Origin of the sequence: Gabonia massiliensis, assembly GCF_001403595.1 — a bacterium.
In the GTDB taxonomy this organism is placed as follows: domain Bacteria; phylum Bacteroidota; class Bacteroidia; order Bacteroidales; family Coprobacteraceae; genus Coprobacter; species Coprobacter secundus.
Window position 1 is genome coordinate 1337920 of record NZ_LN877939.1, and the last position, 14166, is coordinate 1352085.

Genomic DNA, 14166 nt, shown 5'->3' on the forward strand with positions numbered 1-14166 from the left:
CCGAGGGAGTAAAAACTTGATTGAATTTGTCAGAAATAATTCACTGGTCCCAGTCATAGAAACCGGAGCAGGAATTTGTCATACCTATTTCGATAAATACGGAGACGTAAAAAAAGGAACTAATATTATCAATAACGCTAAAACCAGACGGGTCAGCGTTTGCAATGCTTTAGACTGCTTGCTCATTGATAGTGAAAGACTAAACGACCTCCCTGCATTATGCTCATCCTTATCTAATAGTCATGTTATAATATACGCTGACGAGGAAGCTTATAAAGTTTTACAAAATCAATATCCAATGGAACTTTTGCGGTTGGCAAACGAGAAAAGCTTCGGTACAGAATTTTTAGATTATAAAATGGCAATAAAAACAGTGCATAGTATGGATGAAGCATTGGAACACATCAACCATTATTCTTCTAAACATAGTGAATGTATTATTAGTGAAGACAAAAGCCGTCAACAACGCTTTATCAAAGAAGTAGACGCTGCTTGTGTATATAGCAACGTTTCTACAGCATTTACTGACGGAGGACAATTCGGATTTGGCGCTGAAATAGGTATCAGCACCCAAAAATTGCATGCAAGGGGTCCTATGGCCCTTCCGGAGCTTACTACATACAAATACGTAATTTGGGGAGATGGACAAATACGTCAGAATTAATTTTTTATATCTTTATCAAAATTGTCCTATTTCCCTTCAAAAAAAGTCTAAAAAGGAAGTTATATAAACGATAAATTTGTAGTTTTACACANGATAAAGAGTAACCGTTTTGGATACCAAGAATTAGGTAAGAATAAAACTTTGATGATGATTTTCTTCAATTCAAGTTTACGTACCCGTCTCAGTACTCAAAAGGCTGCAATAAACTTAGGTATGAATGTAATGGTATTAGATATCAACCAAGGAGCCTGGAAACTAGAAACAGAACGAGGAGTCGTCATGGACGGGGATAAACCAGAACACCTTTTAGAAGCCATACCCGTAATGGGTTGCTATTGTGATATTATTGGTGTCCGCTCTTTCGCCAAATTCGAAAATAAAGAAGATGATTATCAAGAAAAAATATTAAATCAGTTTATTCAATATTCTGGCCGACCTGTATTTAGCATGGAAGCCGCAACCCGACATCCATTACAAAGTTTTGCAGACTTGATTACAATTGAAGAATATAAAACTAAAGAAAGGCCCAAAGTTGTATTAACCTGGGCACCTCATCCACGGCCACTTCCTCAAGCTGTAGCAAACTCTTTTTCCGAATGGATGAATGCTACAGACTATGAATTCGTAATTACTCATCCCAAAGGATATGAGCTTGCCTCTGAATTTGTAGGAAATGCAAAAGTAGAATATAATCAGAAAAAAGCCTTTGAAGGCGCAGATTTCATATATGCTAAAAATTGGTCTGCTTATACGGATCCAAATTATGGAAAAGTAATCAATACAGATCGGTCTTGGACTGTAGACTCCGAAAAAATGGCATTAACAAACAATGCGTTCTTCATGCACTGCTTACCTGTACGACGAAATATGATTGTAAGTGACGACGTAATCGAAAGCTCCCAATCTATTGTCATACCAGAAGCTGCAAATCGAGAAATATCGGCCCAAGTTGTATTAAAACGTATTTTGGAAAGTCTATAACAAAATCAGTCTTTTTTAAGAGGACCCAATATATACAACTATGAAAAAATCTTTTACCTATATCATCATTTTATCTATGATATGCTTTACCATATCGGCACAGCAGAGAGATACCAATACGAAACAATGGAGTAGTGGGATGCTTTCGTGGGAAGATTTCCAAGATACAACCAATATAAAAGGAGTGTCCTCAATATTAAAAACAAATTTAGGAGTAGATATTGAAAAGACTAAAGAAGGAAATACTAAAACAATACAACCACGGGCATATGCTTATATCGATCGGTCTCAATCCAGAATAGTCCCAAGTGAAAAGTCAGATACACTATTACGGTATTATCAAGCAACATTCGACCTTCTTGAGCTTTATAGAAGGAAATTACAAAACGAATTAAATAAAGGACTCACTGGGATAGATGCAGAAAACGAACATCGACATTATATGCAATTATATAATGAACAATGTGAAAAAATGGCAAAAGAAACAGCCAAAGGGCAAAATCAAAACAAAATGCGAGAATGGGAATTATACATTATTCAAGAACTTAGAGCTACGCCTTTATCTTCAACTCCACTTATACAACCTCGTGGGTTTGGATATGGTATTCACATTGGATTCGGTGCAATTTTTCCAATAGGAGATAATTTATTAAACTATTTTTCCCCAGCCTGGCAATTTCATTTAGGTCTCGATTTTGCATATAAAAGAGCTCACCTGCTTTTAGACATGGCTGCAGGCTCCACAAAAATGAAACAAGATTTATCTATTACGTACGATAAAGGTACACAAGAAACAACTTGGATAAAAGGACAGCATCCATCTTATTCTCAATTCTCAGTAGCCTTGGGGTATGAAATGGTAGATAATAAACATTTTTCTATGATGCCATTCATCGGTGGTACTCAAACCGAGTATTCACGAGTTCTTGACCGTCAAGGACAAGATAAAGTCAATATATACAAAAATGATTTTAATATAACAGCTGGAATAAATTTTGATTATCGTTTTTCAACTATCGTATCTCTGGTTCCATCTTTTTGGTTTGGACATCGTGAAATGTTCACTTCATCCATACGAACACGTATATATATAAATTATGGTAAATACGACTTTATGTTGAAAGGTGTTCAGGTGGGTTTTTCTGTTAGCTATTGTGGATTTGGCCGTTTATTAAAAATTTCCCAAAACTAAAAAATCAACGAGCTGTTATATGAAAACACCCTTGTTTTATCTCATAACGGATATAACACTTATTTTGTTTTCGAAGGGCCAGTAGCACTTCAGCTAACAAATGCTTAAGCTGAGCATCAGCAACAGTATATCTATTATCTGTTCGTTGGAAACGGGAATATGCAATATCAAATGTAGTACCAAAACGATGTGCTGAATTTGAACTGGCATTACTGTTCTTTTTTCTTAGTCTTGATATATCATTCTCAGCACGCAATACACTAGTAACAATTATCTTATAACTACCTCCTCCTCTACTCTGAAGAGAATCAATAAAATTTCGTCCTATTGTATCTAATAAATCCCGAGCTTTCGGAACTAAAAAAGGAATTGAATGTGATAGCGAATCAATGGAATAATAATCACAATCCTCTATCTGACATAATGCTTCTCCCAAATCAAATGCCTCCTCACGAGAATGTATCGGATTAATACCCAAACTCATGGCCGAAGATAAATGAACATCATTCATATCATTAAATGTTGATGAATATCGGCCAAACGGATTAATACGGATATCTTTTTTCACTGGAATCATTCTCTGTTCTTTTCTTTGCGAACATCCACCTAAAAAGACAAATAAAATTAACAAAAAATATATTACTATCTTCACTAAAAATTTTTCTTAACTAAATGAGGAACTATAATGCTTCACAAACTTAGAAAATTTTTTCTTTTCTACGAAATTTTTCATTAACCCCAATTTTTCATTGTAGAAAATAAACTTCAGATTTCAAATATTTGTTATATCTTTAATGAATTTTCTATCAAGATTTTTGTTTATAATTTTATGGAAAAAATAACTGTCCCTGTTCTTGAAATGAGTTGTGCTGTATGTGCTAATAACGTAGAAAATGAAGTACGCTCAATACTTGGAGTCGATTCTGCTACTGTCAATTTTGCAGCAAATACCCTTACTGTATCATTCGATCCGAAAAAAACATCATTATTACAGATAAAGTCGGCTGTACAAGCAATCGGATATGATTTAGTCATCGAAGAAAATAACAGAGAAAAAATCCAAGAAAAAGCTGAAAAACAACATTACCAAAGTATAAAAAAGCGTACCATAACAGCATGGATATTATCTATACCTCTCATGGGTATATCTATGACCATCATGCATCAAAATTGGGCAAACTGGGTAATGCTTTTACTTACTCTCCCCATCTTATCATTTTGCGGCCAATCTTTCTATATAAACGCATGGAAGCAACTCCGTCATAAATCGGCTAATATGGATACCTTGGTCTCTTTAAGTACAATAATAGCCTTTTTATTTAGTTTGTTTAATACTATTTATCCAGACTTTTGGACAAAACGCGGCCTTGAACCACATGTTTATTATGAAGCTGCCGGCATGATTATTGCATTTGTTCTACTTGGAAAACTAATGGAATCCAAAGCTAAAAACAATACATCATCTGCAATAAAGAAACTAATGGGGTTACAACCTCAAACAGCACACCTACTCACTACTGAGGGAGAAAAAGAGGTTCCTTTAAATATCCTAAAACCCGGAGATCTTATTCGAGTAAAACCTGGAGAAAAAGTCCCTGTAGACGGAATTGTGTTCGACGGAAATTCATACGTAGATGAAAGCATGATAAGTGGAGAGCCTATCCCTGTAGAAAAGCAAAGCAAAGACAAAGTCTTGGCCGGAACAATCAATCAAAAAGGTACTTTTTCCATTACAGCGACACAAGTAGGAACACAAACCATACTCTCTCAGATTGTACATATGGTTCAAGAAGCACAAGGCAGTAAAGCTCCTGTGCAACGAATTGCAGATAAAATCAGTTCTTACTTCGTACCAATTGTTATTATAATTGCAATTATCACCTTTATCGTATGGTTACTTGTCGGAGGTAATGATTTCTTTTCCTATGCTCTTTTATCTGCAGTTTCCGTTCTTGTAATAGCTTGTCCCTGCGCTTTGGGATTGGCAACTCCAACAGCTCTTATGGTTGGAATAGGAAGAGGTGCTGAAAATCATATCTTGATAAAAGATGCTTTTGCTCTCGAAAATCTTTGCAAAGTAAATTGCATTGTATTAGATAAAACTGGAACTATTACCCAAGGACACCCTGCTGTAACAGCAGAAATATGGTTACAAACACCTGATACAGAAATGCTGTCTGTACTATTAAGTGCCGAACAAAAATCAGAACATCCTCTTGCTCTTGCCATGACCGATTTTCTATTAAAAAAAGAGATTCAGCCTATTTCTGTCACTTCCTTTCAAAGTCTTACAGGGCAAGGAATTACAGTAGAATATAATAAAAATTTTTTTTGGGTAGGGAGTTTAAAAATGGCAGCAGACCAAACAACAACATTCCCTGAATCCGTAAAACCTGTACTCAAACAATGGCAGAATGATGGTCAAAGTATCGTTTGTTACGGTAAGCAAAATAGAATATTAGCCATTTTTGCATTATCTGATCCTATAAAAGAAAGTTCAAAATATGCCATTTCTTCATTACAAAAAAAAGGTATTGAAATACATTTACTAACTGGAGATAATCGCCATACAGCAAACTCGGTTGCTCTAAAATTAGGAATAAAAAATATACAAGCAGATGCACTTCCTTCAGGTAAGGAAGAATATATCAAAACCCTTCAAAACAAAAAGAAATTTGTTGCCATGGTAGGAGACGGAATAAATGATTCTCAGGCTCTCGCTCGTGCCGATGTCAGCATTGCAATGGGTAAAGGGACAGATATTGCCATGGATGTTGCCATGATAACATTAATCACTTCAGATTTATCTTTATTATCCAAAGCAATCAATTTATCTCGGAGAACCGTACGGATTATCCGAGAAAATTTATTTTGGGCTTTCATTTATAATATTATAGGAATACCTATTGCTGCAGGATTATTATACCCAATATGCGGGATATTACTAAATCCGATGTGGGCAAGTGCAGCAATGGCTTTTAGCTCAGTATCGGTAGTACTCAACAGTCTTCGTCTAAAATGGATAAAAATAAACTAAATAATAAATTATGGAACGTACTTTTAAAACAAATGCTAAATGCGCCGGTTGTGTGGCAAAAATCGGAGAAAAATTAAATCATACTCCAGAAATAACAGAATGGTCTATAGACTTAACCAATCCCAACAAAACCTTACTTATTAAGTCTTCTTTAACAGATGATAAAATAATAACTTTAGTTTCAGAAGCAGGATTCAAAGCTGAAAAATTAGCATAAAAATAAGACACCTTTAAAAGTGTCTTATTTTTATGCTAATTTTTCTCATTATCAAACACATGTTTGACATAATTATATCCATATTTATCATAACGAAAAACCATTTGTTGCAACTTTTCTAGAAATCATCTATAGTTTTCATTTTGAAAAATGACAACATTTTTATTTCGAGCCTTATTCAACATCTCAAGCTTCATTCCCGTGGTAAACCTGAATATATTCTGATTTTTATAATTCTTTATTTCCCAAAGAGAAATAAACACATGCATTTTTTATTAATGAGAAATCCTTTATCATCTTTCAAATTAACATTTTGAGGTAAAAGTATCACTTAAAATAATCAGCCGTAACTAATAGCTTTTGACAAGAAAAGAATAAACTTACGAACATAACAAAAATAGAAAAATGTTTCATGGCCGATCTAACTGTAATCTAAATACACAATAACAAAAGCCCTATTTCTCCTTTTTAAAATGGTTTCCATCCCAAACATATTCTAATGATGAATCCCTTAAATAAGGCTTTATTTGTTTATACATTTCTTCTGGCATATATTCATCTATAGTATACGTTATTTGCAAATTATCATTTCCTTCACAAAAATCATACCGCATCAAAGGAATATCGACCCTTTGAATCATTTCATTGGCATCCCCATTAAATTTCCCATCATCTAATAAGAAATCCCTATTATCGGGTAAAACAATAAAATCTTTCTTATCTAAAGGTTTCCAATTCGTATCATAAAAATCAATACGACTATCACACGCTGGTGCACAAACTGTATTCACAACAGCAATAACTGTTTCTTCTTTCCCTTTTAACGGAAGTAATTTTATTTGCATAGTAGATGAAGATGATAAACCAACAGAAATATAGTTATCCGATAATGCAGTTACATCTGATCTCCCTCCAAGAGAATTTGTTATCCCACCTTTTTGTGAATGTTGAAAAAGGTCAATCATGTCCTTTCTTCTATTTGTTTCAATTTGAGGTAACAATTCATCGGGCATAATAATAAAGAAAGATGATACTCTCTGTGCTTCCACAGATACGGCTATAAATAAAGAGAAAAAAAGATATATAATCGTACGCATACTAAAGCTCTATTTCTGTTGTTAAAGTTACAAAAATAATCATATTATCCAATCCTCAAGATATTTAAGCAAGTTTTATTTACTCCCCAAATAGAGAAAAAACATACCTATCAACACTAAAATTAAATCAATTGCCTTATTCCTAATATTTCGTTCCTTAAAGAAAAATATTCCTGCCACAAAACTTACCACTACCCCACTCCTTCTCACCATAGAAACAATAGAAATCATAGAGTCAGGATAACTAAGAGCATAGAAATAAACAAAATCAGCTATAACTAAAAATAGCGAAATAAAAAAAATACTGTTACGCCATTGAAAAGGGGTAGTAACTTTTCTTTTAGGATACCATAATAACAATAATATTATAAACATGATGGCCATCTGGTAATAATTATACCAAACCTGTACAGTCATACGGTCAAATCGTGCCATCAAATATTTATCATATAAACCACTAACGGCTCCCGTTACTGTAGCAAGAACTATAAACCATATCCAAATATTATGTTTAAAATTTATGCCTTCCTTTTTCCCAGCAGACGAAAGCAAAAAAAATGAAATAATAGCCAAACTTACACCTATCCATTGAAACAAATTCAATCGTTCCCCAAATACAATAAGGGCACCCAGTAATGTCAAAACTGGCTGAGAAGCTTTTATGGTTCCTGCAATTGTTATAGGTAAATGTTTCGTCGCAAAATAGGCAAATAGCCACGATGATAAAACTATTATTGATTTAAGAATAATATACAAATGTGTCTCAAATGCAACTTTAGGAACATAGAACATTGTATCCTGTATCAATGTCGGACAAAAACGAGACATCAATATAATCGGAAGAAATAGTAAACTGCAAAAGACAGTATTAAAAAAAAGAACAGGAATAACGGCATTCTCATTTAATGCTGCTTTTTTGAAAACTTCATACATTCCTAACAAGGCTGCTGATATAAATGCTAATGTCAACCACATAATAGAACTATACTGGATAAAAGATTTTTTTTACTGGAAAATAGAATTCTATTCTCTAGTATAAAACTATTTCATAAAAATATCATCCGGATACGAAATATCCATAAGAAACAATGCATTACCCGGCATTGATACCCCCGCTTTGCACCTATTTTTCTGCTCGATTATATGGCAAAAATCTATAACAGATATTTTTCCACGTCCCACATCTATCAACGTACCAACTATAGCTCGAACCATATTTCGCAGAAAACGATCGGCCTGAATAATAAAAACAGCCTTATTATCCATTATTTCCCAACGAGCTTGCATTATTCGACAATTATTTGTTTTTACGTCGGTATGCAACTTACTAAAGCTGGTAAAATCCGTATAATCAAACAAATGGCTAGCAGCCTGATTCATTTTTTCAAAATCAAGACTACCATGATATCTCCAAGCATATCGTTCTTCAAATGGACTTTTACTTCCGATTACATAATAATGATAAGTACGAGACATAGCATCAAAACGACTATGGGCGTCATTCTTTACCGGAACAACTTTATAAGTTGCAATATCTGAAGGTAATACTCGATTTAATTTATCACAAAAAGAATCGAGATTGGTAATAACCGTATCTACATCAAAATGAGCAACCATTACTCGAGCATGTACCCCCGCATCAGTCCGCCCAGCTCCGACAACAGATATCTTTTCACGCAATATAAGAGATAGAGACTCCTCTACACACTCCTGTACCGTTATACCATTTGGTTGTATCTGCCATCCATGATATCGGAAACCATCGTAAGCAAAATATAGAAAATATCTCTGCACGAGCTTATTTTTTAATCCTTTTCAAGATAAGTATATCCATACAATCCTGACCGATAATTTGAAAGAAATTCTCGTCCTTCTTCAGGTGTAATTATCCCTGCTTTCATAGAACTTGTTACCCAAGTCTCTACACTACGTACCATCTTCTTTGGATTAAATTGGACATAATCAAGAACTTCAGCTACAGTCTCACCATCAATCACCTGATCTATTTCATAACGGTCTTTGTATACACTTACATGAACAGCATTGGTATCACCAAAAAGATTATGCATATCTCCAAGAATCTCTTGATATGCTCCCACAAGAAATACACCTATATAATAAGGTTCTTTCGTTAACGTATGTACAGGCAAATGATAATTAAAATTACGCGTGGAGATAAAATTATCGATTTTACCGTCCGAATCACAAGTTATATCTTGTATGGTTGCTGTTCTATCAGGTTTTTCATCCAATCGACTAATAGGCATTATAGGGAATATCTGGTCTATTGCCCATGAATCTGGCAAAGATTGGAATAATGAAAAATTACAAAAATACTTATCTGGAAGCATTTTTGAAATTTTTTTTAGTTCCTCCGGAGCATGCTTTATTTCTGAAGCAATGGCAAAAACTTCACGTGCCACTGACCAGAATAATCTCTCCACCTGAGCCCGTGTTCGCAAATCAAGCATACCTAAACCAAATAAATCTAAAGCCTCTTCTCGTATCTGCAAAGCATCGTGCCAAGACTCTATCAAACGTGGTTGGTTGATAGACTCCCACAACTGATACATATCATGTACCAATTCATGGTCGGAATCACTAATCTCTTCATTCTCATCCCAAGATGGCAATGTCGCAGTCTCCAATACCTCAAATATCAAAACTGAATGATGTGCAGTAAGAGAACGTCCAGACTCCGTTATTATATTAGGTTGTGGAATATCATTCTTTATACAAGCATCTACAAGAGAAGATATAGAGTCATTCACATACTCTTGTATAGAATAATTCATACTACTCTCACTACTTGACGAGCGGGTTCCATCATAATCAACTCCCAATCCTCCACCTATATCAACAAAATCAATATCAAAACCCATATTATGGAGTTGAACATAAAATTGAGATGCTTCCCTCAACGCATTCTTAATACGGCGTATCTTTGTTACCTGACTGCCTATATGAAAATGAATTAAGCGCAAACAATCTTTCATTTTATTCTTTTCGAGTATATCAAGTGCCTCAAGCAATTCACTCGAATTCAATCCAAATTTACTAACATCTCCTCCAGATTCTTCCCATTTACCACTACCAGAACTCGCAAGTTTAATACGAATGCCAACATTCGGTCGTATTTTCAACCGCTTCGATATTGAAGCAATCAACTTTAATTCATTCAATTTTTCTACAACAAGGAAAATACGCCGACCCATTTTTTGAGCAAGCAACGCTAACTCTATATAATTCTCATCTTTATACCCATTACAAATTATCAATGAATTTTCATCAATATTTATCGCTAACACTGCATGGAGTTCAGGTTTAGATCCTGCTTCAAGTCCTATATTAAATTTTTTACCATGACTTACGATCTCTTCCACAACAGGTCGCATCTGATTTACCTTAATCGGATAAATAATAAAATTTTGAGCGGTATATCCGTATTCATCTGCGGCTTGCTTAAAACAACGAGATATTTTTTCGATACGATTATCAAGAATATCAGGAAAACGTACCAAAACCGGAGATGTAACATCCCGAACTTGTAATTCATCCATTAACTCTTTCAGATCAACGCCTGCACTACCTTCCCTAGGAGTGACAGTAACATGACCTTTATCATTAATAGTAAAATATTTCAGCCCCCAACCGTTGATATTATACAGCTCAGCTGAATCATCAATACGCCATCTTCTCATTCTTCGTAAATCTGAATTTTCTGTTAATCTTAATAAATTCACTCATAATATAAAAAACGAGATTAATTTATCGCTTTCTATAATTTGTAATGAGCGGCAAAAGTACAGATAAAAAATGAAAGGAAAAAGGGTATATTTAAAAATCATAAGGTCAGGAGCATAGACATTAAAACAACTTAACGGAAAACATAAGAATCATCTCTGATTACTCTAATTGATATATTAAAATAGAATTCATAAAATCAAATATTCAAGGCTTAAAAAGATTAGACAAAATTCAAGCTTTTTTATGTCGACAATCCTTTTTTTCGTCATAAAATATTAACTTTGCATAGTTTTTATTTATTAACGAAATAACAATAAACAAAATGGTTAATTACAAAGATTTAGGTCTTGTAAACACAAGAGAAATGTTTGCAAAGGCTATCAAAGGAGGATATGCTATCCCTGCATTTAACTTCAACAATATGGAACAATTGCAGGCTATTGTCCAAGCTGCTGTAGAAACCAAATCACCAGTTATCCTTCAAGTATCAAAAGGTGCCCGTAATTACGCAAACCAAACATTACTTCGCTATATGGCAGAAGGAGCTGTAGAATTTGCAAAAGAATTAGGATGTGCTCATCCAGAAATCGTTCTACACTTAGATCATGGAGATTCCTTTGAATTATGCAAATCTTGTGTAGACATGGGATTTTCCTCAGTTATGATAGATGGTTCTCATCTTCCTTATGATGAAAATGTTGCTTTAACAAAAAAAGTTGTTGAATATGCACATAAATATGACGTAACTGTAGAAGGTGAACTTGGAGTATTAGCCGGTGTTGAAGATGAGGTTTGTGCAGAACATCACACATATACCAAACCAGAAGAAGTTGTAGACTTCGTGACCAAAACTGGATGCGATAGTTTAGCTATTTCTATTGGAACCTCACACGGAGCTTACAAATTTAAACCTGAACAATGTACTGTAGATCCTAAAACCGGACGCTTAGTTCCTCCTCCATTGGCATTTGATGTATTGGACGGTGTAATGAAAGAACTTCCGGGATTCCCAATTGTTCTCCATGGGTCTTCTTCAGTTCCTCAAGAATATGTCGAAATGATAAATCAATATGGAGGCAAATTAGATGCAGCTATCGGTATTCCAGAAGATGAATTACGTAAAGCAGCTAAATCCGCCGTTTGTAAAATCAATATTGACTCTGATAGTCGTTTGGCCATGACTGCTGCTATTCGCAAAGTCTTTGCCGAAAAACCTGCAGAATTCGACCCTCGTAAATATTTAGGTCCAGCCCGTGATGAAATGAAAAAATTATATATGCATAAAATTATCAATGTATTAGGAAGCAACGATAAATTAAGCTGCTAACATAATACATAAATAAGAGCATCATATAAACAGGGATATATCAACATATTGGTATATCCCTGTTCGTTTAGAAATATTTCAGTTTTTCTTTACAAAATTTATAGAAATACATAATAAATTGTAACCAATATGTATTTTAATAACACAAAAGAAATTATACAAGAACTAAATAGAGCAGGGCAATCCCATAAACCGACTTTATTCATCATTAGTTTTAATACGCAAGAAGGATTCTTATATCCTCTTAATAAAATTAATAACCAAAATATACTTTATGATTTTAATGGAATATCCAATATCCCCGCTCATTATACACCCTCTAGTAAAGAATTCTATTGGAAACCTCATTATATACCATTTAAAGACTATCAACAATCATTTAATATCGTAACCCAAAATCTATTATTAGGTAATTCTTTTCTTACGAATCTAACCTGTGCCACCCCTATTGAATGTAACCTGTCATTAAAAGAAATATTTTATAGGGCTAATGCAAAATATAAACTTTGGATAAAAAATAAATTTGTTGTTTTCTCTCCTGAAATATTTATACAAATCCATCCTGACAGAACGATATATTCTTATCCAATGAAAGGAACAATTGACGCAAACGAACCAGATGCAAAATATAAGATATTAAATGATAAAAAAGAGTCAGCCGAACATGCAACGATTGTAGACCTAATACGAAATGACTTAAGCATTATTGCAGATAAAGTAACTGTTTCCAAGTATAGGTACATTGATACAATAACAACACATCAAGGAAAACTTCTACAAGTCAGCTCCGAAATAAAAGGTATCCTACCAGAAAACTATCTTAATACATTAGGTGATATAATATTTAAATTACTCCCAGCCGGATCAATCAGCGGAGCTCCCAAAAGAAAAACAGTAAAAATCATTACAGAAGCCGAAAATTATGACCGAGGATTCTATACTGGTATAATGGGAATATATGATGGTAAGAAAGTCGATAGTGCTGTAATGATTCGTTTTATCGAACAAAATGCACAAGGTAAATATCTATTTAAAAGCGGAGGAGGAATCACTGCTAAAAGTAAAATTCACAATGAATATAATGAAATAAAACAAAAAATATATGTGTCAATTTATTGAAAGTATAAGAATTGAAAATGGTAAAATTTGGAATATTGATTTCCATAATCAAAGAATGCACGAAACTCAAAAAGTACATTTCAACATAACTAAATTTTTAAATATAAAATCTCTTATTTCGCCAGAGGGATATTCTAAACGTACTAAATGTAGAATAATATATAATGAAAATATTATCAGCATCGAATACTCTACCTATCATCTAAGACCAATCAATTCTCTACAACTCATACAATACAATAATATAGATTATTCTTTTAAAAAGTGCGACAGAAACTTACTTAATGAACTATTTTCAAAAAGAAACAATTGTGACGATATCTTAATTGTAAAAAATAATCTTCTTACAGATACAAGTACATGCAATATAGCTTTATTCAACGGGCAAGACTGGTATACTCCCCAAAAACCCTTATTAAAAGGAATTCAACGTCAATACCTCCTCTCTAAAGGATTAATCAAAGTAAAGGATATTCATATCTCTGACCTTATTCAATATAACCGCATTCGATTATTTAATGCCTTAATAACATTCGGTGAAATAGAATTTCCTACAAACCTGATATATAAAGAACAAGAATAATTAGTTCCGCGGAAGAGATTGGCTCTCTCTGACAGAAATATTAAAATAGAGCAAATAAATTACCGCAAACCTCAGATAAGTCATCTAAAATATTCTAAAAAATCTCTGTTATTCATAACTTCTATTTATTCCTAAATACATAATTAATTATTAGAAAGAGGATGGAAATAATATTCTTATCCTTTTGAGTGATCCGGGAAGG

General features: G+C 33.7%; 12 protein-coding genes and 1 pseudogene. 8 read left to right on the top strand and 5 right to left on the bottom strand.

The window, feature by feature from the left end; all coding sequences use genetic code 11:
• The 3 genes and pseudogenes from BN2628_RS10010 to BN2628_RS10020 all read left to right on the top strand — a co-directional run.
• Window positions 1-664: glutamate-5-semialdehyde dehydrogenase (locus BN2628_RS10010; RefSeq protein ID WP_074024083.1), on the top strand; the 664-nt coding region annotated here is incomplete at its 5' end.
• A 105-nt stretch (window positions 665-769) separates the two neighbouring features.
• Window positions 770-1645: pseudogene (locus tag BN2628_RS10015) on the top strand (acetylornithine carbamoyltransferase); the annotation flags it as partial.
• Between the two features lie 40 nt (window positions 1646-1685).
• A complete protein-coding gene (locus BN2628_RS10020; protein WP_044225958.1) occupies window positions 1686-2837 on the top strand; it encodes a hypothetical protein in 1152 nt (383 codons plus the stop codon).
• 4 nt (window positions 2838-2841) lie between these two features.
• Here the strand turns inward: BN2628_RS10020 and BN2628_RS10025 are convergent, their stop codons facing one another.
• Window positions 2842-3414 carry a DUF5715 family protein gene (locus BN2628_RS10025; RefSeq protein ID WP_257606449.1) on the bottom strand — a complete coding sequence of 191 codons (573 nt, stop codon included), beginning with the start codon at window positions 3412-3414 and terminating at the stop codon, window positions 2842-2844.
• Between the two features lie 252 nt (window positions 3415-3666).
• On the opposite strand from BN2628_RS10025, the gene BN2628_RS10030 reads away from it, so the two are divergent.
• Both BN2628_RS10030 and BN2628_RS10035 read left to right on the top strand, forming a co-directional pair.
• The gene (locus tag BN2628_RS10030; protein ID WP_044225961.1) at window positions 3667-5874 is read left to right on the top strand and encodes a heavy metal translocating P-type ATPase; all 2208 of its coding nucleotides are present in this window, start codon (window positions 3667-3669) and stop codon (window positions 5872-5874) included.
• Between the two features lie 10 nt (window positions 5875-5884).
• Window positions 5885-6091, top strand: coding sequence for a heavy-metal-associated domain-containing protein (locus BN2628_RS10035; RefSeq protein ID WP_044225963.1), 207 nt, complete (start codon window positions 5885-5887; stop codon window positions 6089-6091).
• A 455-nt stretch (window positions 6092-6546) separates the two neighbouring features.
• On the opposite strand, the gene BN2628_RS10040 is transcribed toward BN2628_RS10035, so the two are convergent.
• From BN2628_RS10040 to speA, 4 genes are all read right to left on the bottom strand, one after another.
• A complete protein-coding gene (locus BN2628_RS10040; protein WP_044225965.1) occupies window positions 6547-7188 on the bottom strand; it encodes a DUF3256 family protein in 642 nt (213 codons plus the stop codon).
• A gap of 75 nt (window positions 7189-7263) precedes the next feature.
• Window positions 7264-8163: a DMT family transporter gene (locus tag BN2628_RS10045; protein ID WP_044225968.1), complete on the bottom strand. Its 900-nt coding sequence runs from the start codon at window positions 8161-8163 to the stop codon at window positions 7264-7266.
• 66 nt (window positions 8164-8229) lie between these two features.
• The gene (gene truA / locus BN2628_RS10050; RefSeq protein WP_044225971.1) at window positions 8230-8982 is read right to left on the bottom strand and encodes a tRNA pseudouridine(38-40) synthase TruA; all 753 of its coding nucleotides are present in this window, start codon (window positions 8980-8982) and stop codon (window positions 8230-8232) included.
• An 11-nt stretch (window positions 8983-8993) separates the two neighbouring features.
• Window positions 8994-10889 carry a biosynthetic arginine decarboxylase gene (gene speA / locus BN2628_RS10055; RefSeq protein ID WP_044225974.1) on the bottom strand — a complete coding sequence of 632 codons (1896 nt, stop codon included), beginning with the start codon at window positions 10887-10889 and terminating at the stop codon, window positions 8994-8996.
• Window positions 10890-11257: 368 nt separating this feature from the next.
• Between speA and BN2628_RS10060 the strand changes: the two genes are divergently transcribed.
• From BN2628_RS10060 to BN2628_RS10070, 3 genes are all read left to right on the top strand, one after another.
• Window positions 11258-12262 carry a class II fructose-bisphosphate aldolase gene (locus BN2628_RS10060; protein WP_021930517.1) on the top strand — a complete coding sequence of 335 codons (1005 nt, stop codon included), beginning with the start codon at window positions 11258-11260 and terminating at the stop codon, window positions 12260-12262.
• Window positions 12263-12391: 129 nt separating this feature from the next.
• The gene (locus BN2628_RS10065) at window positions 12392-13381 is read left to right on the top strand and encodes an aminodeoxychorismate synthase component I (protein WP_044225979.1); all 990 of its coding nucleotides are present in this window, start codon (window positions 12392-12394) and stop codon (window positions 13379-13381) included.
• Window positions 13365-13964, top strand: a complete 600-nt coding sequence (locus BN2628_RS10070; protein ID WP_044225982.1) for an aminotransferase class IV — start codon at window positions 13365-13367, stop codon at window positions 13962-13964. The genes BN2628_RS10065 and BN2628_RS10070 overlap by 17 nt, the downstream gene beginning before the upstream one ends.
• Window positions 13965-14166: the final 202 nt, after the last annotated feature.